Here is a 22409-nt window from a genome sequence, read left to right on the forward strand (position 1 = left end):
TCATGATGAGTCGCTGTTCGCACATAGTGTTGGGATTGGGGGCCACAGGCTTGTCTGTGGTGCGCTATCTGGTGGCTCAGGGCTATGCCCCTATGGTGATGGACAGCCGCCGCAATCCTCCCGGTGCCGAGGCGCTGAAAAATGAATTTCCGGATTTGGAGTTTTGCTTTGGCGGCTTCGATTGCCGTGGTCTGGTGCAGGCGGAGCAGATCATCATCAGTCCCGGGATCCCCATGGATACCCCCGAAGTAAGGGCGGCTCTGGATATGGGCATAGAAGTGATTGGCGATGTGGAGTTGTTTGCCCGCGCCATAGCTGACAAGGGCCCATGTGTGCTGGCGATTACCGGCTCCAATGGCAAGTCGACTGTGACGACCCTGGTCGGTGAAATGCTCAAAGCCGGCGGCAAACAGGTTGCCATCGGCGGCAACATAGGGGTGCCGGCGCTGGAGCTTTTGGGCGAAAACGTTAGTCACTATGTGCTGGAGCTATCCAGTTTCCAGTTGGAAACAACCCATAGTCTTAAATGTTTGGCATCCACTTGCCTGAACATTTCTGAAGACCACATGGACAGATACAGCGACCTGGAAGCCTATCGCCAGGCCAAACTGCGGCTATATGAACTGAGTCGACTGGCGATTTTCAACCGGGATGATCCGCAAACGCAGCCCATGTCACCCATGAACAACAATAGCTTTGGTCTGGGTAACCCCGAAGGGGATGAGTGGGGGATCACCGACGGCAAAATTTTCCACGGCAGCAGTGAAATCATGAATCTGTTGGATGTGGCGCTGCTCGGCAGCCATAACCACGCCAACCTGCTGGCCGCCATGGCGTTAGCCGATGCGGCAGGAGTGGATAAAGAAGCCATGGCCAGAGTGGCCCGCGAGTTTAAAGGCCTGCCGCACAGATGTGAACTGGTGGCGGTCAAGAATGGCGCCACTTGGATCAACGATTCCAAGGCCACTAATGTGGGCGCTACCGTGGCAGCACTCGAAGGGCTCAGCGACTACCTCGGTGATGTGATCCTGATTGCCGGTGGTGATGGTAAAGGGGCTGATTTCCGGCCGCTTGCCAATGTGCTGGGTTCTGTGACTCACCTAATTACCCTGGGACGGGACGGTGACAAGATAGCGGCGCTGAAAGAGGGCGCCATCAAGGTTGGCTCCATGGCAGAAGCCGTGAACAAGGCTGCCGAACTGGCGAGTTCCGGAGACATAGTCATGTTGTCGCCGGCCTGTGCCAGCCTGGATATGTACAGTAACTTTATGGCCAGGGGCGATGACTTCCGCCATCTGGTGGAGGCGCTGGATGAGCAGTGATGAGCGACAACTTAACCTGTTCGGAACCAGCCTCAAGTGGCGCTGGTCCGACTGGTTCGGTGAAAAGCAATCGCAGGGCATGCAACTGTATGACCGGCGTTTGCTGCTTGCTGTTTTGTCGTTGATCGCCTTTGGCTTTGTGATGGTGATGTCGGCTTCTATGCCGGAAGCCCAGAGCCTGACTGGTAATCCATTTCATTTTGTGACCCGGCATCTGTTCTATTTGGCGGGCTGCGTGGTGATCGCCGCAGTGGTGTTGCAGGTAGAGATGCAGCGCTGGCAGCAACTGAGTCCACTGATGCTGTTGCTGGTCGGCGTCATGTTGGTGGCCGTACTGGCAGTAGGCACCACGGTAAACGGGGCGACACGCTGGTTGTCTCTGGGGCCGGTGAGAATTCAGGTGGCCGAGATAGCCAAGTTTGTTTTTGCGGTCTACATGGCCGGTTATCTGGTTAGGCGGCATCAGGAAGTGCGTGAAAACGCCAAGGGCTTTTACAAACCGATTGCGGTTTTTGCCGTCTATGCCTTCTTGATCCTGATGCAACCGGATCTGGGAACCGTGGTGGTGCTATTTGTTGGCACAGTCGGGCTGCTGTTTTTGGCCGGTGCCCGTTTGCTGGACTTCTTTGCGCTGATCCTGACCGGGGTCATGGCCTTTGTGGCTTTGGTGCTGCTGGAGCCCTACCGGATGCGGCGGGTAACTTCCTTCCTCGACCCCTGGCAGGATCCGTTCGGCAGTGGTTACCAGTTGACTCAGTCGCTGATGGCCTATGGCCGCGGCGACTGGTTTGGTCAGGGACTTGGTAATAGCATCCAGAAACTGGAATACCTGCCGGAGGCGCACACTGACTTTATTTTCGCCGTTATAGGGGAAGAGCTTGGATTTATCGGCATAGTTGCCGTGCTGGCAGTGCTACTGTTCGTAGCGCTGCGGGCGATTCGTCTCGGCAGTCAATGCTTGGCCATGGATCGGGCATTTGAGGGTTATCTGGCTTACGCCATAGGGATCTGGATCTGTTTCCAGACTGTGGTGAACGTGGGCGCCAGTATCGGCATTTTGCCGACCAAGGGGCTGACACTGCCCTTTATCAGCTATGGCGGCAGTAGTCTCTGGGTGATGACGGCTGCGGTCATGATGCTGATCCGGATAGATCATGAGCGGCGTCTCAGCCTGATCCAGGCGGTGCAGGGGAGGCTGAAGTCATGAAGGGTAACAATTTGAATAACAAACGTATTTTAGTGATGGCCGGTGGTACCGGCGGTCACGTTTTTCCGGCGTTGGCAGTGGCCAGACGCCTGGCACAGCAGGGCTGGCAGGTGCGTTGGCTGGGTACAGCAGACCGGATGGAGGCGCGTTTGGTGCCTCAGCACGGCTTTGATATAGATTTTATTGACATTAAAGGCGTACGCGGCAACGGCATAGTGCGCAAGCTGGCAGCGCCTTTCAAGGTGCTGCGCTCGATTGTTCAGGCGCGCAGGGTTATCCGCGAATTTCGGCCAGATGTGGTGTTGGGCATGGGCGGCTTTGCCAGCGGTCCGGGCGGCGTTGCCGCCAAGCTCAGCGGTATTCCGTTGGTGTTGCATGAGCAAAACGCCATTCCCGGGATGACCAATAAGCTGCTTTCCCGTATTGCCACCAAGGTGCTGTGCGCCTTTGCCAATACCTTCGAGCCGGGTAAGGCCGAAGTGGTTGGCAACCCTATTCGCCAGGAGCTTATTACACTGGGGGGACAGCCCAGAGCCCAGCATCAGGATGCGCTGAAAATTTTGGTTGTCGGTGGCAGCCTGGGTGCCAAGGTCTTCAACGACCTTATGCCAGCTGTGGTTGCCGAGGTCAGCAAGTCACAGTCAGTGACGGTTTGGCATCAGGTGGGCAAGGGCAATCAGGTGCCGGTGGAAGCTGAATATCAGCAGCTGGGACAGGACGGCAGAGTCAAAGTCGCTGAGTTTATCGATGATATGGAAGCCGCCTATCGTTGGGCCGACGTGGTCATCTGCCGCGCCGGTGCCCTAACCGTTTCTGAGCTGGCGGCCGTTGGCCTGCCCAGCCTGTTGGTGCCTTATCCCCATGCGGTGGATGATCACCAGACCCGCAACGCCCAGGTGTTGGTGGATGCGGGCGCGGCCTTCCTGTTGCCGCAGCCGATTGTCGATGTGTCCAGGCTGGCGAATAAGCTGGCCCTGCTTGGCAGTGATAGAAATGAATTGACCCTGATGGGGCAAAGAGCCAGAGCGGCCGCTGTGCTGGATGCGACCGATAAAGTCGCCCAGGTCTGTATCGAACTGGCAGAGAAAGGAAATAGATGAATAACAGAGCAGAGAAATACGCCCAGCTTCGCGCCATGATCCCGGAAATGCGCCGGGTGCGTCGCATTCACTTTGTTGGCATAGGTGGCGCCGGCATGGGGGGCATTGCCGAGGTTCTGGTTAACGAAGGTTATCAGGTCAGTGGTTCGGATATTGCCGAAAATGCCGTGACTGAACGTTTGGCGGCTCTGGGGGCTCGCATCATTATCGGCCACAGTGCCGAGGCTGTGGTCAACGTTGATGTGGTGGTGGTTTCTACCGCGATTAAAGCGGATAACCCGGAAGTCGCGGCCGCCAGAGCCAGCCGCACACCGATAGTGCGCCGTGCCGAGATGCTGGCTGAGTTAATGCGTTACCGTCATGGGGTGGCGATTGCCGGCACCCATGGCAAAACCACTACAACCAGCCTTATCGCCAGTGTTTATGGTCAGGCCGAGCGAGATCCGACCTTTGTAATAGGTGGCCTGCTTAACAGTGCCGGCACCAATGCTCGCTTGGGGCATAGCCGTTACCTTATCGCCGAGGCCGATGAGAGTGATGCCAGCTTCCTGCATCTGCAGCCTATGGTGAGTGTGGTAACCAATATTGAAGCCGACCATATGGATACTTACGGCGGCGATTTTGAGAAGTTGAAAACCACCTTTGTTGACTTCCTGCATAATCTGCCGTTTTACGGTGTGGCCGTGCTTTGTATCGATGATCCTGTGGTGAAAGAGATTATGCCGCGCATTGGGCGCCACATGGTGACCTATGGCTTCAGTGATGAGGCTGATGTGCAGGCACTTAACTTCAGCCAAGAAGGGCCTCAATGCCGTTTTACCGTGCGTCGCAAGGGCCGGGATGACTTGGATCTGCTGCTGAATCTGCCGGGACGGCACAATGTGCTGAACGCCTTGGCGGCGATTGCCGTGGCCAGTGAAGATGATATAGATGATGCCGCCATAGTGCAGGCGCTGGCGGAGTTCCAGGGAATTGGCCGCCGCTTCCAGCACCTGGGGGCCTTCGATACTCCCAAGGGCGAGGTGATGTTGGTTGATGATTACGGCCATCATCCCAGCGAAGTCGCAGCCACTATCAAGGCGGCGCGTGCCGGTTGGCCTAATAAGCGCCTGGTGATGGCTTATCAGCCACACAGATATAGCCGCACCCGGGATCTGTACGAGGACTTTGTCGAAGTATTGTCTCAGGTCGATGGCCTATTGCTGCTGGAGGTCTATCCCGCCGGTGAAGCACCTATCGCGGGAGCCGACAGCCGCGCGCTGTGCCGCAGCATCAGATTGCGTGGTCAGGTTGACCCTATCTATGTCGCTACGCCGGAGCAGTTGCAGGAGATACTGCCGGATGTACTCAAGGGCGGCGATCTGCTGATGACTCAAGGCGCAGGTAACATAGGGGCCCTGGCGCGCCAATTGGCGAGCAGCGAATTGGGGTTTAGTGATGATAACAAAGATACGATTTCTGAATAGATTTTCATCGCTTAATAGCTTGAAAACAGTATCTTTTGACCAAGAAAACCAGCCCTATATAATGGCCGGTTTTCCGCCAAGCTAACAGGCAGGACCATGGCGCTGAAGGACAGGTTGCACAAGGGCCGGGCAAGGCTTGCCGGAGTCAATTGGTATCTCTGCAGCGGGATTGGCTTTCTGCTGTTGGTACTGGCGGCATTTGGCATGGCGGCTTGGAAATTGGGACTGGTGCTGAATGATGCCGAGGCCTTGCCCATTGAGGCAGTGGCGATAAAAGGCGAGCGCCAGTACACCACGGATGCGGAAATCCGCGGCGCCTTGCAGGACTTGATGCAGCGTAGTTTCTTCAGCGCTGATGTAGCCGAGGTTCAGCAGGCGCTGGAAGCTCTGCCTTGGGTATACAGGGCCTCGGTTCGGCGCGAATGGCCGGCCAAGCTGAAGGTTTATCTGCAAGAACAGGTTGCCGTGGCGCACTGGAATCAGGATGAATGGCTCAATGAACACGGCGAGGTGTTTCTGGCGCCACCGCAACCCGGGCTGGAAAATTTGCCTTGGTTGGCGGGACCTGAACCTATGGCACAGGAGGTATTGACCTCCTTTCGGCAGATGGATGAACTGCTGCGGATAAACAGCTTCAAGCTGGATAGATTGAGTCTCAGCCCGAGACATGCCTGGGAGGCGACTTTGGGCAACGGCATCATGCTGGAATTGGGACGAGAGGACAAGATGGCGCGGATACAGCGTTTTATCAACGTGTATCCGGAGTTGGTTAAACAGGAAAAGAGTGTCGCCAGAGTGGATCTACGCTATGACACGGGTCTGGCAGTAGGCTGGGAAGACGCACAAGAAGAGAGCCGTTAATTAATGACCAAGAACCAAGATAGAAATCTGATCGTCGGATTGGACATAGGGACATCCAAGGTCGCTGTGATCATAGGTGAAGTCTTGCCCGATGGCGAAATCAGTGTCGTCGGTCTGGGTAATCATCCATCACGCGGCATGGATAAAGGCGGGGTCAACGACCTCGATTCTATCGTGCGCAGTGTGCAGCGGGCCTTGGATCAGGCCGAGCTGATGGCAGACTGTCAGGTGTCTTCGGTGTATTTGAGCATTTCCGGCAAGCATATCGCTTGTCAGAACGAAAACGGCATGGTCTCCATCAATGATGAAGAGGTGACCCAGGAAGACGTGGACAACGTTATCCACACGGCCCGTTCGGTGAAGATCCCCACTGAGCGCCGCATTTTGCACGTACTGCCACAGGAATATGCCATAGATGTTCAAGAAGGGATCCGCAGCCCTATCGGCATGTCCGGCATGCGGATGGAAGCCAAGGTACATATAGTCACCTGCGCCAATGATATGGCCAAGAATATCACCAAGAGTGTTGAACGCTGTGGCCTCAAGGTGGACGACCTGGTGTTTTCCGGTATCGCTTCGGCCGATGCGGTACTGACCAATGATGAAAAAGATCTGGGTGTTTGTCTGGTGGATGTCGGTGGCGGTACTACAGATATCGCTGTGTATACCAATGGCGCTCTGCGTCACTGCGCCGTGGTGCCTGTGGCCGGCAATCAGGTAACCAGTGATATCGCCAAAATTTTCCGCACGCCGCTGTCGCATGCCGAGCAGATTAAAGTGCAGCATGCCAGTGCCCGCAGCTCCATGGTGAGCCGTGAAGACAGCATAGAAGTGCCGTCTGTGGGGGGGCGACCATCAAGAACCATGTCGCGTCATACTCTGGCCGAAGTGGTTGAACCCAGATATCAGGAACTGTTCGAGTTGGTATTCAAAGAGCTCAAGGACAGTGGCCTGGAAGATCAAATTGCCGCCGGCATAGTGTTGACCGGTGGTACCGCCTCTATTGAAGGGGCTGTGGATGTTGCCGAAGCCACTTTCGGCATGCCGGTCAGGGTGGCATCACCGCTGCCGGTGAAAGGTTTGTATGAATATGTGGATCAGCCCATCTACTCCACAGGTGTTGGGCTGTTACATTACGGCGCGCGCAGGGTTATCGAACGTCAGTTTGAACGACCCGAGCGTCAAGGGGTGACCAGTCTCTGGAATCGGGTTCAGAGCTGGTTTAAAGGTGAGTTTTAACTTACGTAAACGCAGGTAATACGGAGAATTCAACCATGTTTGAGATCATGGATACTCATTCTGACGAGGCGGTGATAAAGGTCATCGGCGTCGGTGGCGGCGGTGGTAATGCCGTCGAGCATATGGTGAAACACAACATCGAAGGTGTTGAGTTTGTTGCCACCAATACAGATGCCCAGGCATTGCGTAAGTCTGCCGCGGGCACCACTATTCAACTGGGACGAGATGTCACCAAGGGCTTGGGGGCTGGTGCCAACCCGGAAGTCGGTCGCGCAGCAGCCGAAGAAGATCGTGAAAATATCCGTGAGGCTATCAAGGGCTCGGATATGATCTTCATTGCGGCCGGTATGGGTGGCGGTACGGGTACAGGTGCCGCACCTGTGGTGGCGCAGATTGCCCGCGAAGAAGGGATATTGACAGTGGCCGTGGTCACTAAACCTTTCCCCTTCGAAGGCAAGAAGCGTATGGCGTTCGCCGATCAGGGGATCACTGAACTGGCCAAGCATGTTGACTCGCTGATCACTATTCCCAACGAGAAACTGCTTAAGGTATTGGGTCGTGGTACATCACTGCTGGATGCTTTTGCTGCAGCCAACAATGTGCTCTTGGGTGCGGTGCAAGGTATTGCCGAACTGATCACCCGTCCCGGTCTGATTAACGTCGACTTCGCCGACGTGAAAACCGTTATGTCCGAAATGGGTAACGCCATGATGGGCACAGGTGTCGCTCGTGGTGAAGACCGCGCCGAAGAAGCGGCCGAAGCGGCTGTTGCCAGTCCGCTGCTGGAAGATATCGACTTGGCAGGCGCCCGTGGCGTGCTGGTTAACATTACTGCCGGCATGGATATGAGTATCGAAGAATTTGAGACAGTGGGTAACCACGTCAAGGCTTATGCTTCAGACAATGCGACTGTGGTTGTCGGTGCTGTTATCGATCCAGAAATGAGTGATGAACTGCGGGTTACTGTGGTTGCTACCGGCATAGGATCGGAAAGAAAACCTGACATCCAGTTGGTATCCAAACCTGCTCCGCGCCAGGAACCTGTGCCAGAGCCCAAGGTCGAAGCCTATGTGCCTCAGGAAGAAGCTGCTATGCCTGTTGCTCACAAGAGCAATGCAGTTCCGGCGTCTCAACCTGCGGCCAATCCGCATAAGAACGAGCTTGATTATTTGGATATTCCGGCGTTTTTGCGTAAGCAAGCCGACTGATACTGGCGGTTATCACGGGTGTAAATTGGGTAATCCCCTTTGTTTCCAGGAAGCGAAGGTAGGTAAATTTTTGTGAAATTGCCGATTTATGCTAGGATATCCGACCAGCTGCGCCCGAGAAGTGTCGATTTTATCGTCCAAGGCAGAGCTTTTTGTTGAGATGAATACGGGTAACTAAATGATTTTTCAAAGAACTGTTGAAAAAATAGTAAAGACCACAGGTGTCGGTTTGCATTCCGGCAATAAGGTGACTTTGACTATCAAGCCCGCACCAGTCAATACAGGGATCGTACTCGTGCGCACCGATATGCAGCCGGCAGTGGAGATTGCTGCCAAGGCAGAGCAGGTGCGTGAAACGACTATGTGTACGGCTCTGGTCAATGATGAAGGTGTTCGCATCTCAACGATTGAGCATCTGTTTGCTGCACTCGCGGGTTTGGGAATCGACAATGCCGTTATTGAAGTGGATGCTCCCGAGATCCCCATCATGGACGGCAGTGCCAGCCCCTTTGTATTCCTGCTGCAAAGCGCGGGGATCAAAGATCAGTCAGCGGCCAAGAAATATCTGAAGATCAAGCACACAGTGCGTGTTGAAGACGGTGATAAGTGGGCTGAACTGCGACCCTTCAAAGGTTTCAGAGTCGACTTTGCTATTGACTTCAATCACCCTGAAATTGCCCGTAGTCAACAACATATGGTGATGGATTTTTCCTCTTCCGCCTTTGTGAAAGATATCAGCCGCGCCAGAACCTTTGGTTTTATGCGTGATATCGAGTACCTGCGTGCCAACAATCTGGCATTGGGTGGCAGTATGGAAAACGCGGTTGTGCTTGATGAATATCGTGTCCTCAACCCCGATGGCCTGCGTTATGAGGATGAATTTGTTAAGCACAAGATTCTTGATGCGTTTGGTGACCTGTATGTGGCGGGTCACGCCATAGTCGGAGAGTTCTGTGCCTACAAGACGGGGCATGCTCTTAACAACCGGTTGGTGCGGGCTCTGCTTGCCCAGCAGGATGCTTGGGAGTTGGTCAGCTTCGAAAAAGAAGCGGATGTACCTGTCAGCTTTATGATGCCATCCAATGTGGTGATGGCTTAATCGTAAAACTAGGACTGCCTTTTACGGCTGGCTAATGCAGCCAGCCGTTTTAGTTTCTGGCCCAGCTCACCTTCTGTGTGTTCGGCCAGTGCATTGATATGTGAAGCCGCGGTTTCACTCAACTGTCTGTGAACCACTTGGGGTTTTGCCCCCGATGTTGCCAGTGCCGGGTTGACTTTAACCTCAATAGCGGTAAGCATTGGGAGCGTTTCTGCCTGAAGTTGGGCAAGAAGTTTGGTTTTTTGGAAGTTAATCCTGGCGGCCCATGCGGCGGAAGGGGTTTCAATAACCAGCACACTTTGGCGCAGATTGGCGACTTTCAGCTGTTCGCTGACAGGGCCTGACAGCAGTTGTTTGACATGCTGGTTCAGATACAACAAAAGCTCCGCTTTCTCGGCCAGATCGGGCAGACGTCCCGACTGATGCAGTAATTGGCTGAGGTGCTGAGGGAGCTTCTTCATTATGATAATAAGATGGCTGAATTAGGCTATGAGTGTAACAGTTTTTATTCAAGGTCGGAATGGCGTGACGCGCTGGCAACCTGGCAAACGCTGGTTGCTGTTGCCTATATTGCTCCTCGCTGCGGGCACAGGGCTCTATCATTACAACGCCGAGCGATTTGAGTCGCAACAGGCCAACGTCGACAACGAGCGCCAAGCTCGTGAGCAGCAACAGAAACAAGTCAAAGAACTCAAGCAGGCAACCGAAACTCAGTTGGCAACCTTGGTGGCACATGTCGCTAGAATGCAGGCCAAACTGACCCGGCTTGAGGCTCTCGGGCAAACTCTTGCCCAGAATTACCAGCTTGAAGAACAGTTCGATTTCGGCGCCGAGGTAGGTATTGGCGGCCTGAGCGAGCTGGGCACCAGCATAGAGCTGGAGCAGCTGATCTCCGATATGGATCGGCTGGCATCAGGAATTGATAGTAATAATGCTCAGTTGTCACTGCTTGAAACAGTGGCTTCCAATCTCCATATAGATGAAGAGCGTTATATATCAGGGCGGCCAATCAACAAAGGTTGGTTATCCTCGCCCTACGGTTTACGTAATGATCCTTTCAATGGCCGTAGAACTGTGCATAAAGGCATAGACTTTGCGGGTACAGAAGGAGCCGATGTGATCGCCACCGGTGGTGGTGTGGTGACATGGGCCGGGAATATGTTTGGCTATGGTGAGTTGGTGGAGATAGATCACGGTAACGGATTGCGCACCCGCTATGGTCATAATAAAGCTTTGTCAGTAACTGTAGGTGACGTGGTCGCCAAGGGCGAGAAAATTGCCACCATGGGAAGCACTGGGCGTTCGACAGGACCTCATGTGCATTACGAAGTGTTGCGGGGTGGACAGCAGATAGATCCCAAGAAGTACGTCTACCGCAAAGCAGGTTAATTGGAACTGGCCGCCAGACTCGTAAGAGGCTTGGCCTACAACAGAATAAGTGATTCAGATGTTAGGTAAATTACTGACAAAAGTATTTGGTAGTCGTAACGACCGCACCCTTAAAGCCCTGGGCAAGATAGTCAACAAGATCAACGCGCTCGAAGGTGAATATGAGCAACTCAGCGATGAGCAGCTCAAGGCCAAAACCCAGGAGTTCCGTGACCGACTCGAAAAAGGGGAAACCCTTAACGACATCATGGCCGAAGCCTTTGCCACAGTGCGTGAAGCTTCCAAGCGGGTGTTCGAGATGCGCCACTTCGACGTGCAGTTGATAGGTGGTATGGTGCTGGACAGCAACCGCATTGCCGAGATGCGCACCGGTGAAGGTAAGACTCTCACCGCCACGCTGCCGGCCTATCTCAATGCGCTGACCGGTAAGGGGGTTCACGTTATTACAGTGAACGACTATCTGGCTCGCCGTGACGCCGACACCAACCGCCCACTGTTTGAATTCCTGGGAATGACAGTCGGAGTTAACGTCGCCGGTCTTGGCCAGCTGGAAAAGAAAGCCGCCTACAACTCAGATATCACTTACGGTACCAACAACGAATTTGGTTTCGACTATCTGCGCGACAACATGGCGTTTTCACCGCAGGAGCGGGTACAACGTCCATTGCACTATGCTCTGATAGACGAAGTCGACTCCATTCTTATTGATGAAGCCCGTACACCGCTGATCATCTCCGGCGCCGCAGAAGACAGCTCTGAACTCTACATCAAGGTCAATAAGCTGATCCCTAATCTGATCCGCCAGGATAAAGAAGACTCGGACGACTATGTCGGTGAGGGGGACTTCAGCGTGGATGAAAAAGCCAAGCAAGTTCACATGACTGAACGCGGTCAGGAAAAAATTGAACTCCTGCTGACCCAATCTGGCCTATTGGCCGAAGGGGATTCACTTTACTCGGCCGCCAATATCTCACTGCTGCACCATGTTAACGCCGCGCTGCGTGCTCACACCTTGTTTGAAAGGGATGTCGACTATGTAGTGCAGGATGGCGAAGTGATCATCGTCGATGAGCACACCGGCCGTACCATGCAGGGGCGCCGTTGGTCTGAAGGTTTGCACCAGGCGGTGGAAGCCAAAGAAGGCGTGAAGATCCAGAATGAAAACCAGACTCTGGCTTCTATCACCTTCCAAAACTACTTCCGTCAGTATGAAAAACTGGCCGGTATGACAGGTACTGCTGACACCGAAGCCTTTGAATTCCAGCATATCTATGGTCTGGATACCGTAGTGATCCCCACCAACCGGCCGATGATCCGTAACGATATGGCTGACTTGGTGTATCTCACCGCCAAAGAAAAATACAACGCCATTATCCAGGACATCAAAGGTTGTCGTGAACGTGGTCAGCCAGTATTGGTCGGTACAGTTTCCATCGAACAGTCTGAACTGCTGTCCAACCTGTTGGATCGGGAAAAGATCCCTCACAAGGTACTGAACGCCAAGTTCCACGAAAAAGAAGCTGAAATTGTTGCTCAGGCTGGACGTAGTGGAGCGGTAACCGTGGCCACCAACATGGCCGGTCGTGGTACCGATATCGTCTTGGGCGGTAGCTGGAAAGCGGAAATTGAGGAACTGGAAAACCCAACCGAGGAGCAGATTGCCAAGATCCGTGCCGACTGGCAAGAACGTCACGATGCCGTAGTCGCCGCCGGTGGTTTGCACATCCTGGGTACTGAACGTCATGAGTCTCGCCGTATCGACAACCAGCTGCGTGGTCGTTCCGGCCGTCAGGGCGATGCGGGTTCATCACGTTTCTATCTGTCGATGGAAGACAGCCTGATGCGGATCTTCGCCTCAGATCGGGTTGCCAACATGATGAAGAAGTTGGGCATGGAAGAAGGCGAAGCTATTGAACATCCTTGGGTATCACGTGCGATTGAGAATGCCCAGCGTAAAGTGGAAGCCCGTAACTTCGATATTCGTAAGCAGTTGCTGGAATTTGATGATGTCGCCAACGACCAGCGTCAGGTGGTTTACGCTCAGCGTAACGAACTGATGGATGCCGAAAGCATCGAAGATACCATCAAGAATATTCAGGAAGACGTGATCACAGGCGTTATCGATCAATACATTCCACCACAGTCAGTTGAAGAGCTCTGGGACGTTGCCGGCCTCGAGCAGCGACTCAAACAGGAATTTGTACTGGACTTGCCGCTGCAGGAGTGGCTGGATAAAGAAGAAGACCTGCACGAAGAGACCTTGCGTGAGCGGATCATCGAATCTTGGCTCAAGGCCTATGAGGCCAAAGAGCAGATGGTGGGCCCTGAGGTGCTGCGTCAGTTTGAAAAAGCCGTGATGTTGCAGACTCTGGATGGCCTGTGGAAAGAGCACTTGGCGGCCATGGATCACCTGCGTCAGGGTATTCACCTGCGTGGTTATGCACAGAAGAACCCCAAACAGGAATATAAGCGTGAATCCTTCGAGTTGTTCCAGCAGATGTTGGAGTCACTCAAACACGATGTGATTAGTATTCTGTCCAAGGTTCAGGTACAGGCTCAATCGGATGTAGATGAAATGGAAGCCCGTCGTCGTGAAGAAGAAGCGCGGATCCAACATCAATATCAGCACGCCACTTCTGAGGCTTTAAATGAAGCCGAACACGATGCCGAAGTCGCCGCACATACTCCAGTTGTGCGTGATGGTGAGAAAGTAGGGCGCAACGATCCTTGTCCTTGCGGCTCAGGTAAAAAATACAAACAGTGTCATGGCAAACTGAGCTAACACACTGTAAGTCATTAAAGGCAATCTTCGGATTGCCTTTTTTGTTGCTTTTAAAACGCGTTTTTTTGTTCCACAAACTCACAAATGTGGATAACTCTGGGGGTAAAAAGTGCTTAACGTGTGACTAACTCTAGGGCCTCAAAAAAGATCGTAAAATGCTGAAAAAAGCCCTTGCACAAAAGTTCAAGCTCCCTATAATGCGCTCCCACTGACACGGCGAACGAGAACAAAATAACTGTTCAAATTCAAGTTCAGTAGTTGGCAACAAGCCTTGGTTTCAAAGGTGTGAAGATAAAATCATCACTCACTCGAAACCAGATAAAAAAGGGCTTGACGCTGAAAAAGGGTTCTGTAAAATACGCAGCCCTGACCCGATGAGAATCATCGCGGTACTGCTCTTTAACAATATATCAAGCAATCTGTGTGGACACTCACAGGCATTGAGAAATCGACAAAACGATTTAACTCGATGAAGAGTGTTCATACGAACAGAATTCATTGAGTCGAACCTTCGGGTTCAACCAAAACTTTAATTGAAGAGTTTGATCATGGCTCAGATTGAACGCTGGCGGCAGGCCTAACACATGCAAGTCGAGCGGTAACATTTCAAAAGCTTGCTTTTGAAGATGACGAGCGGCGGACGGGTGAGTAATGCCTGGGAATTTGCCCATTTGTGGGGGATAACAGTTGGAAACGACTGCTAATACCGCATACGCCCTACGGGGGAAAGCAGGGGAACTTAGGTCCTTGCGCTGATGGATAAGCCCAGGTGGGATTAGCTAGTAGGTGAGGTAATGGCTCACCTAGGCGACGATCCCTAGCTGGTCTGAGAGGATGATCAGCCACACTGGGACTGAGACACGGCCCAGACTCCTACGGGAGGCAGCAGTGGGGAATATTGCACAATGGGGGAAACCCTGATGCAGCCATGCCGCGTGTGTGAAGAAGGCCTTCGGGTTGTAAAGCACTTTCAGCGAGGAGGAAAGGTTAGTAGTTAATACCTGCTAGCTGTGACGTTACTCGCAGAAGAAGCACCGGCTAACTCCGTGCCAGCAGCCGCGGTAATACGGAGGGTGCGAGCGTTAATCGGAATTACTGGGCGTAAAGCGTGCGCAGGCGGTTTGTTAAGCGAGATGTGAAAGCCCCGGGCTCAACCTGGGAACCGCATTTCGAACTGGCAAACTAGAGTCTTGTAGAGGGGGGTAGAATTCCAGGTGTAGCGGTGAAATGCGTAGAGATCTGGAGGAATACCGGTGGCGAAGGCGGCCCCCTGGACAAAGACTGACGCTCAGGCACGAAAGCGTGGGGAGCAAACAGGATTAGATACCCTGGTAGTCCACGCCGTAAACGATGTCTACTCGGAGTTTGGTGTCTTGAACACTGGGCTCTCAAGCTAACGCATTAAGTAGACCGCCTGGGGAGTACGGCCGCAAGGTTAAAACTCAAATGAATTGACGGGGGCCCGCACAAGCGGTGGAGCATGTGGTTTAATTCGATGCAACGCGAAGAACCTTACCTACTCTTGACATCCTCAGAAGCCAGCGGAGACGCAGGTGTGCCTTCGGGAACTGAGAGACAGGTGCTGCATGGCTGTCGTCAGCTCGTGTTGTGAAATGTTGGGTTAAGTCCCGCAACGAGCGCAACCCCTATCCTTACTTGCCAGCGGGTAATGCCGGGAACTTTAGGGAGACTGCCGGTGATAAACCGGAGGAAGGTGGGGACGACGTCAAGTCATCATGGCCCTTACGAGTAGGGCTACACACGTGCTACAATGGTCGGTACAGAGGGTTGCGAAGCCGCGAGGTGGAGCTAATCTCATAAAGCCGGTCGTAGTCCGGATTGGAGTCTGCAACTCGACTCCATGAAGTCGGAATCGCTAGTAATCGTGGATCAGAATGCCACGGTGAATACGTTCCCGGGCCTTGTACACACCGCCCGTCACACCATGGGAGTGGGCTGCACCAGAAGTAGATAGCTTAACCTTCGGGAGGGCGTTTACCACGGTGTGGTTCATGACTGGGGTGAAGTCGTAACAAGGTAGCCCTAGGGGAACCTGGGGCTGGATCACCTCCTTACCTAAGCGATAATTGGTGCTTGGTCGAAAACTGCTCCTGCATTTTCGACATTCGGTACATCCGTGTACCTTTTGAGTGTTCACACAGATTGCTTGATAAAAGAAGTAGAGCATGGGGGTCTGTAGCTCAGGTGGTTAGAGCGTTCGCCTGATAAGCGAGAGGTCGGTAGTTCGAGTCTACTCAGACCCACCAATTCTTCCGCTATTATGCGTTAAACAGGTCGTTGTTTACTCCAGTAAACTTCCTCCCTGTTTGCCTTGACTAGCGTTGAAGGAATGAACAGGTCAATGTTCAAGACTGTTTGCGAGAGATTTTTATTGAGTTCGAGGCAGCCGAGCGATGAGTGAAGGAGTTTAGTTAACTAAATGACTGAGCGAAGAGGCGAAGGCTAACAAGGAAATCGGTAAAAAAGAACCGCAAAGAAACGGGGCTATAGCTCAGCTGGGAGAGCGCCTGCCTTGCACGCAGGAGGTCTGCGGTTCGATCCCGCATAGCTCCACCACTTCCCTTGGAAGTGCTGGAACCGTCACTCTACAAAGGACGAGAGACGCCAAAGATAAGTCAGTATTTATCTTTGGCTTTTTTAAGCCCGGTCGAAATTGTTCCATACAATTTTCGACACTCCCTCCTTCCATGGAGGTTGCTCTTTAACAATTTGGAAAGCTGATAGTAGACATCAAGACGACTCTTATGAGTTGGAATTGATGAATACAAAATTGAGTTCTCAAACACTTCAATCAAGTGTTTTGGAAATTCTTCAAGGCGAGTCCACTTCCTTAACCCGGAGGTGAGACAAGTAAACCTAAGCTGGTTGCAATACAATCCGTGTTTTCCGCTATGTTGCCCATAAGGCAGCGAAGTCAGGCGACATGGTGTCTAAGCGGTGATTTGAGTGAGGAAGGAGTGTAGCAGCGCTACATAACTGACGAATGAAAAGCACAATAACGACAACATGAGTACTGACAAGCGAGATGAAAACTCATCCGGGTTGTATGGTTAAGCGACCAAGCGTATACGGTGGATGCCTTGGCAGTCAGAGGCGATGAAGGACGTAGTAACTTGCGAAAAGCGTTGGTGAGCTAGTAACAAGCATTTGAGCCAGCGATGTCCGAATGGGGAAACCCGGCAGCATAAGCTGTCATCAATACGTGAATACATAGCGTATTGAGGCGAACGAGGGGAACTGAAACATCTAAGTACCCTCAGGAAAAGAAATCAACCGAGATTCCCCAAGTAGCGGCGAGCGAACGGGGATTAGCCCTTAAGTCTTTGGGGTGTTAGTGGAATGTGTTGGAAAGCACAGCGGCACAGGGTGATAGCCCCGTACACGTAAACTAACCAGAGATGAAATCGAGTAAGGCGGCACACGTGACATGTTGTCTGAATATGGGGGGACCATCCTCCAAGGCTAAATACTCCTGACTGACCGATAGTGAACCAGTACCGTGAGGGAAAGGCGAAAAGAACCCCTGTGAGGGGAGTGAAATAGAACCTGAAACCGTATACGTACAAGCAGTGGAAGCGGTCCTTGAGACCGTGACTGCGTACCTTTTGTATAATGGGTCAGCGACTTACATTTAGTAGCGAGGTTAAGCGAATAGCGGAGCCGTAGGGAAACCGAGTGTTAACTGCGCGTTTAGTTGCTAGGTGTAGACCCGAAACCCGGTGATCTAGCCATGGGCAGGTTGAAGGTTGAGTAACATCAACTGGAGGACCGAACCGACTAATGTTGAAAAATTAGCGGATGACTTGTGGCTGGGGGTGAAAGGCCAATCAAACCGGGAGATATCTGGTTCTCCTCGAAAGCTATTTAGGTAGCGCCTCGGACGAACACCTTTGGGGGTAGAGCACTGTTAAGGCTAGGGGGTCATCCCGACTTACCAACCCTTTGCAAACTCCGAATACCAAAGAGTGCTATCCGGGAGACAGACGGCGGGTGCTAACGTCCGTCGTCAAAAGGGAAACAACCCAGACCGTCAGCTAAGGTCCCAAAGTAATTGCTAAGTGGGAAACGATGTGGGAAGGCTTAGACAGCTAGGATGTTGGCTTAGAAGCAGCCATCATTTAAAGAAAGCGTAATAGCTCACTAGTCGAGTCGGCCTGCGCGGAAGATGTAACGGGGCTAAGCAATTCACCGAAGCTACGGGTACTGATGCTTGCATCGGTGCGGTAGAGGAGCGTTCTGTAAGCCGTTGAAGGCGAAGGGGTAACCCACGCTGGAGGTATCAGAAGTGCGAATGCTGACATGAGTAACGATAAAGGGGGTGAAAAACCCCCTCGCCGAAAGACCAAGGGTTCCTGTCCAACGTTAATCGGGGCAGGGTGAGTCGACCCCTAAGGCGAGGCTGAAAGGCGTAGTCGATGGGAAACGGGTTAATATTCCCGTACTTCTGCTAACTGCGATGGAGAGACGGAGAAGGCTAGGCCAGCGCGGCGTTGGTTGTCCGCGTTTAAGGTAGTAGGTGGTGTGCTTAGGCAAATCCGGGCACACATACACTGAGAGCTGACGACGAGTCCCCAAGGGGATGAAGTGGTTGATGCCATGCTTCCAGGAAAATCTTCTAAGCTTCAGGTTAGCAGGAATCGTACCCCAAACCGACACAGGTGGTCGGGTAGAGAATACCAAGGCGCTTGAGAGAACTCGGCTGAAGGAACTAGGCAAAATGGTACCGTAACTTCGGGAGAAGGTACGCTGCCGGCGGTGAAGACCTCGCGTCGTAAGCTGCTGGCAGTCGCAGATACCAGGTGGCTGCAACTGTTTATCAAAAACACAGCACTGTGCAAAATCGCAAGATGACGTATACGGTGTGACGCCTGCCCGGTGCCGGAAGGTTAATTGATTGGGTTATCTTCGGAGAAGCTCATGATCGAAGCCCCGGTAAACGGCGGCCGTAACTATAACGGTCCTAAGGTAGCGAAATTCCTTGTCGGGTAAGTTCCGACCTGCACGAATGGCGTAATGATGGCCACGCTGTCTCCAGCCGAGACTCAGTGAAGTTGAAATTGCGGTGAAGATGCCGTATACCCGCGGCTAGACGGAAAGACCCCGTGAACCTTTACTATAGCTTGGCACTGAACATTGACCCTACATGTGTAGGATAGGTGGGAGACTATGAAGATGAGACGCCAGTCTTGTTGGAGTCAACCTTGAAATACCACCCTTGTAGTGTTGATGTTCTAACCTTGGTCCCTTATCGGGATTAGGGACAGTGCCTGGTGGGTAGTTTGACTGGGGCGGTCTCCTCCCAAAGAGTAACGGAGGAGCACGAAGGTTGGCTAAGTACGGTCGGACATCGTACGGTTAGTGCAATGGCATAAGCCAGCTTAACTGCGAGACAGACACGTCGAGCAGATGCGAAAGCAGGTCATAGTGATCCGGTGGTTCTGAATGGAAGGGCCATCGCTCAACGGATAAAAGGTACTCCGGGGATAACAGGCTGATACCGCCCAAGAGTTCATATCGACGGCGGTGTTTGGCACCTCGATGTCGGCTCATCACATCCTGGGGCTGAAGTCGGTCCCAAGGGTATGGCTGTTCGCCATTTAAAGTGGTACGCGAGCTGGGTTCAGAACGTCGTGAGACAGTTCGGTCCCTATCTGCCGTGGGCGTTGGATGATTGAGGGGAGCTGCTCCTAGTACGAGAGGACCGGAGTGGACGAACCGCTGGTGTTCGGGTTGTCATGCCAATGGCATTGCCCGGTAGCTACGTTCGGAATCGATAACCGCTGAAAGCATCTAAGCGGGAAGCGAGCCCCAAGATGAGTCATCCCTAGGTCCTAGAGACCTCTGAAGAGCCGTTCGAGACCAGGACGTTGATAGGCAGGGTGTGTAAGCGTTGCGAGGCGTTGAGCTAACCTGTACTAATGACTCGAGAGGCTTAACCATACAACCCAGATGGGTTTTACGGACTTGAAGAAGTTAGATACTTGATTGAAGTTTGAACTCAAGCTCTGAAAAGAGCACAGCCAAGAATACCGGTCGCTTAGCTCAGCCGGGAGAGCACCTCCCTTACAAGGAGGGGGTCACTGGTTCGATCCCAGTAGCGACCACCATATTTCAAAGCAACAGCTTTCTGAATTGAAGAACAAAGGTTAATGACGCAGGTAATTGTTTGGCTGACAAAGCCGTGACGAGCGAGCCGCGCAGTGTACTGAAGTACATGAGCAGCGTAGCGAGGAAACAATACCGTCAGACGGACAATTAACCAGTAAGAATATGTCTGGTGACAATAGCATTGTGGTCCCACCTGATCCCATCCCGAACTCAGAAGTGAAACGCAATCGCGCCGATGGTAGTGTGGGGTCTCCCCATGTGAGAGTAGGTCATCGCCAGACGCCCAATTTCTGATTTTTACTTTAGATAAAGTGAAATCAAAGTTGAATTTGCTGATATGGCTCAGTCGGTAGAGCGCATCCTTGGTAAGGATGAGGTCCCCAGTTCGATTCTGGGTATCAGCACCATATTCAGCTGCTAGGCACTAAATGGCAGCAACAAAATTTGTCTGGTGACAATAGCATTGTGGTCCCACCTGATCCCATCCCGAACTCAGAAGTGAAACGCAATCGCGCCGATGGTAGTGTGGGGTCTCCCCATGTGAGAGTAGGTCATCGCCAGACGCCCAATAAAATGAAAATCTCCAGCACTCTGTGTTGGGGATTTTTCGTTTTAATAGCATTTTGATATGTCCACTCTCACATGGGGAAGATAAAGAGTCCGAACGCAGTGAGGCACAATCCCATGTGGAGTAGGGTGAGGTTGTCGTGTTTATCAAACTCAGTTTGATGCGACAAACGAACGCGCAGAGCTTGCTCGAAGCTGGTCATCGCCAGACGCCTAACAAACAAAAAAGCCCTAGCATTCAGCTAGGGCTTTTTTGTTTGTCTCGCTTCCAGCGAGCACGACTTAACATGCAGCCCAAAGCTGCTGGCGCAGTGTGTACCCCTCAGCTCGCAGCCAAGCTGCTTCGCGCTACAGCCATCTATCAAGCTGTGCTTGATGAGCAGATGTCTTTCGCCCCCATGTGAGATGGTGCTGTGGATATGTTGAGAATGGCTCGACTGGTTTATCTGGTCAGATTTATCCAGTCCTTGATCTATCCAGCGCCTGAAGCACAGAGATTTCACCCGACCAGTATCCTCAATGAAGGTATTCCAGGCTCGGGATACTTGCTCAACAATTTGCTCGTAGCAATCGAATACTCGGTTGGAAAGACAGTGTTGTCTGAGCCATTGCCAAACTTGCTCCATCGGGTTCAGCTCTGGGGAATAAGTGGGCAACTTAATCAAAGTGAGTCAAGGTGAAGCATCATGGCATCTTTGTTGACCAAGGGCGTAATCAATGCTTCCTTTTTACCGTTACTTGGGCAGACTGCTCCAAACAGATACCCATAATCAAATTGCTGCTGTTTGACGACACGGGACGGCTACCCCCGTTTTGCCCAAAGTCTTGTCGTTTGGTTTTGTTGGCCAAATCTGGCTTCGTCTTGGAACCACACATCCACACGCTCAAGTGGAAGATGACCCGGGATGAGACTGAAATCAAGCGCATGGAGTAAGCGGTACACATTGGTCAAGCTATAGCTCACATGCAGGTCGTTACCGATATAAACTCTGATATCTTCAGCTATTAAGCGTCCACCATCCTGCTTGATGGCATTCTTCTCGATAAACTTTTTAAGTTGCTCTAATTGATGAGGAGAGAGTTGATTGGGTTGTCCGGGTTTAGGTTTATCAAGCAAACCATTGAGCCCATCAGCCAGGTAATTTGTGACCCAAGCATTAACACTGGTGCGACTCACACCAAGCAGGGCTGTTAAGGAGATAGTTGCCCGCGCATATTCTTGATAAATGCAGCGGCCGCAACTGAGTTAATGAATATCCTTTTAGTTTGCCTTTGCAGAGTAGTAGGTATTAATCGTTTATCTCTAGCTATTGAGTAATGCTCTAGGTTGGCTTCAGGCTGAAAGCAGAGCAATGTGGTTTGTAGGCGCAGTTATTTATCGTTGGCTGTATGAACATCTCGGGTATTCAGAATCGGTGAGCCGCACAACTAAAGCTTGGGATTCTGGCTTCGAGGCTATGAACTTGGGCGCAACCCTGTACAGGATGAGAAAACATTTTAGTAATTATACTAAATCTTGATTGTTTCTGACTGGTTTCATGACTAATAAGGTGTATTACATTGGGTGAATCTTTCCCCTGAGTCTGACTACCAGAATTGTTTATACAAATAGGTTTGTGGATAAGTCTGTGGTTAATGGGTAGGTAAGCTGTGTGGTTGAGCGGGGTTTCTACAGTCAGTCAATAAAGTGGTTTTTTCTTTTAAAAAGCCCTTGCACAAAAGTTCAGGCTCCCTATAATGCGCTCCCACTGACACGGCACGGCGGCAACGCTAAAGACGTGGCAGGGTCGAAGAAAAGAGGCTTTTGAGTCCTTTCAACGACAGGCGAAAAAAGATGGTAAATACCTCTTGACGCCGCAGCAGGAAAGCGTAGAATACGCAGCCCTGACCCAATGGCCACAGCGCCTAAGGGATTGCTCTTTAACAAGATAAACAAGCAAATCTGTGTGGACACTCACAGGCATTGAGAAATCGACAAAACGATTTAACTCGATGAAGAGTGTTCATACGAACAGAATTCATTGAGTCGAACCTTCGGGT

General features: G+C 52.2%; 11 protein-coding genes, 4 tRNA genes, 4 rRNA genes and 2 pseudogenes. 18 read left to right on the forward strand and 3 right to left on the reverse strand.

Annotated elements, in window-relative coordinates:
- The first annotated feature begins 2 nt into the window (after positions 1-2).
- From murD to lpxC, 8 genes are all read left to right on the forward strand, one after another.
- The gene (gene murD, locus WKR14_RS01895) at positions 3-1322 is read left to right on the forward strand and encodes a UDP-N-acetylmuramoyl-L-alanine--D-glutamate ligase (RefSeq protein WP_101056268.1); all 1320 of its coding nucleotides are present in this window, start codon (positions 3-5) and stop codon (positions 1320-1322) included.
- The gene (ftsW, locus tag WKR14_RS01900) at positions 1312-2529 is read left to right on the forward strand and encodes a cell division protein FtsW (protein WP_039035202.1); all 1218 of its coding nucleotides are present in this window, start codon (positions 1312-1314) and stop codon (positions 2527-2529) included. The genes murD and ftsW overlap by 11 nt, the downstream gene beginning before the upstream one ends.
- A complete protein-coding gene (gene murG, locus WKR14_RS01905) occupies positions 2526-3629 on the forward strand; it encodes an undecaprenyldiphospho-muramoylpentapeptide beta-N-acetylglucosaminyltransferase (protein ID WP_165564347.1) in 1104 nt (367 codons plus the stop codon). Before ftsW ends, murG begins: the two co-directional genes overlap by 4 nt.
- Positions 3626-5095 (forward strand): UDP-N-acetylmuramate--L-alanine ligase, encoded by a 1470-nt coding sequence (gene murC / locus WKR14_RS01910; protein WP_286998616.1) that lies wholly within the window; start codon positions 3626-3628, stop codon positions 5093-5095. The genes murG and murC overlap by 4 nt, the downstream gene beginning before the upstream one ends.
- Positions 5096-5191: 96 nt before the next feature.
- Positions 5192-5956: a cell division protein FtsQ/DivIB gene (locus WKR14_RS01915; protein ID WP_101095164.1), complete on the forward strand. Its 765-nt coding sequence runs from the start codon at positions 5192-5194 to the stop codon at positions 5954-5956.
- 3 nt (positions 5957-5959) lie between these two features.
- Entirely contained in the window at positions 5960-7195 is a 1236-nt protein-coding gene (ftsA, locus tag WKR14_RS01920; protein WP_039035199.1) for a cell division protein FtsA, read from the forward strand.
- A gap of 35 nt (positions 7196-7230) precedes the next feature.
- Positions 7231-8403 carry a cell division protein FtsZ gene (gene ftsZ / locus WKR14_RS01925; RefSeq protein WP_224867922.1) on the forward strand — a complete coding sequence of 391 codons (1173 nt, stop codon included), beginning with the start codon at positions 7231-7233 and terminating at the stop codon, positions 8401-8403.
- A gap of 178 nt (positions 8404-8581) precedes the next feature.
- Positions 8582-9502 (forward strand): UDP-3-O-acyl-N-acetylglucosamine deacetylase, encoded by a 921-nt coding sequence (gene lpxC / locus WKR14_RS01930; RefSeq protein ID WP_101056273.1) that lies wholly within the window; start codon positions 8582-8584, stop codon positions 9500-9502.
- 8 nt (positions 9503-9510) lie between these two features.
- On the opposite strand, the gene WKR14_RS01935 is transcribed toward lpxC, so the two are convergent.
- On the reverse strand, positions 9511-9963 hold the full coding sequence (locus WKR14_RS01935; RefSeq protein ID WP_025010897.1) for a DUF721 domain-containing protein: 453 nt from the start codon (positions 9961-9963) through the stop codon (positions 9511-9513).
- A 28-nt stretch (positions 9964-9991) separates the two neighbouring features.
- On the opposite strand from WKR14_RS01935, the gene WKR14_RS01940 reads away from it, so the two are divergent.
- The 10 genes from WKR14_RS01940 to rrf (WKR14_RS01985) all read left to right on the forward strand — a co-directional run bounded on the left by WKR14_RS01940 (position 9992) and on the right by rrf (WKR14_RS01985) (position 20365).
- Positions 9992-10891, forward strand: coding sequence for a M23 family metallopeptidase (locus tag WKR14_RS01940; protein WP_101056274.1), 900 nt, complete (start codon positions 9992-9994; stop codon positions 10889-10891).
- A gap of 58 nt (positions 10892-10949) precedes the next feature.
- Complete coding sequence (gene secA / locus WKR14_RS01945) at positions 10950-13673, forward strand: preprotein translocase subunit SecA (protein ID WP_101056276.1); 2724 nt, start codon at positions 10950-10952, stop codon at positions 13671-13673.
- A gap of 530 nt (positions 13674-14203) precedes the next feature.
- A 16S ribosomal RNA gene (locus WKR14_RS01950) occupies positions 14204-15748 on the forward strand.
- Between the two features lie 115 nt (positions 15749-15863).
- Positions 15864-15940 (forward strand) — tRNA-Ile (locus WKR14_RS01955).
- A 234-nt stretch (positions 15941-16174) separates the two neighbouring features.
- Positions 16175-16250 (forward strand) — tRNA-Ala (locus WKR14_RS01960).
- Positions 16251-16742: 492 nt separating this feature from the next.
- Positions 16743-19634 (forward strand): 23S ribosomal RNA (locus WKR14_RS01965).
- 91 nt (positions 19635-19725) lie between these two features.
- Positions 19726-19801, forward strand: a tRNA-Val gene (locus tag WKR14_RS01970).
- 166 nt (positions 19802-19967) lie between these two features.
- A 5S ribosomal RNA gene (gene rrf, locus WKR14_RS01975) occupies positions 19968-20083 on the forward strand.
- A gap of 50 nt (positions 20084-20133) precedes the next feature.
- Positions 20134-20209: transfer RNA gene (locus WKR14_RS01980), tRNA-Thr, on the forward strand.
- Positions 20210-20249: 40 nt separating this feature from the next.
- A 5S ribosomal RNA gene (gene rrf / locus WKR14_RS01985) occupies positions 20250-20365 on the forward strand.
- Together the 16S, 23S and 5S rRNA genes with 4 tRNA genes alongside form the textbook arrangement of a ribosomal RNA operon.
- Positions 20366-20845: 480 nt before the next feature.
- Here rrf (WKR14_RS01985) and WKR14_RS21330 read toward each other — a convergent pair.
- A pseudogene (locus tag WKR14_RS21330) lies at positions 20846-21273 on the reverse strand (transposase); the annotation flags it as partial.
- 36 nt (positions 21274-21309) lie between these two features.
- Positions 21310-21546: pseudogene (locus WKR14_RS21335) on the reverse strand (helix-turn-helix domain-containing protein); the annotation flags it as partial.
- Positions 21547-22409: the final 863 nt, after the last annotated feature.

The sequence above is a fragment of the Shewanella chilikensis genome, from assembly GCF_037953065.1.
Taxonomy (GTDB): Bacteria; Pseudomonadota; Gammaproteobacteria; order Enterobacterales; family Shewanellaceae; genus Shewanella; species Shewanella chilikensis.

What these genes read in the sequence shown, in the direction of transcription:
- murD (WP_101056268.1), top strand. Translation starts at nt 3, where the DNA reads ATGATGAGTCGCTGTTCGCACATAGTGTTGGGATTGGGGGCCACAGGC.
- ftsW (WP_039035202.1), top strand. Translation starts at nt 1,312, where the DNA reads ATGAGCAGTGATGAGCGACAACTTAACCTGTTCGGAACCAGCCTCAAG.
- murG (WP_165564347.1), top strand. Translation starts at nt 2,526, where the DNA reads ATGAAGGGTAACAATTTGAATAACAAACGTATTTTAGTGATGGCCGGT.
- murC (WP_286998616.1), top strand. Translation starts at nt 3,626, where the DNA reads ATGAATAACAGAGCAGAGAAATACGCCCAGCTTCGCGCCATGATCCCG.
- WKR14_RS01915 (WP_101095164.1), top strand. Translation starts at nt 5,192, where the DNA reads ATGGCGCTGAAGGACAGGTTGCACAAGGGCCGGGCAAGGCTTGCCGGA.
- ftsA (WP_039035199.1), top strand. Translation starts at nt 5,960, where the DNA reads ATGACCAAGAACCAAGATAGAAATCTGATCGTCGGATTGGACATAGGG.
- ftsZ (WP_224867922.1), top strand. Translation starts at nt 7,231, where the DNA reads ATGTTTGAGATCATGGATACTCATTCTGACGAGGCGGTGATAAAGGTC.
- lpxC (WP_101056273.1), top strand. Translation starts at nt 8,582, where the DNA reads ATGATTTTTCAAAGAACTGTTGAAAAAATAGTAAAGACCACAGGTGTC.
- WKR14_RS01935 (WP_025010897.1), bottom strand. Translation starts at nt 9,963, where the DNA reads ATGAAGAAGCTCCCTCAGCACCTCAGCCAATTACTGCATCAGTCGGGA.
- WKR14_RS01940 (WP_101056274.1), top strand. Translation starts at nt 9,992, where the DNA reads ATGAGTGTAACAGTTTTTATTCAAGGTCGGAATGGCGTGACGCGCTGG.
- secA (WP_101056276.1), top strand. Translation starts at nt 10,950, where the DNA reads ATGTTAGGTAAATTACTGACAAAAGTATTTGGTAGTCGTAACGACCGC.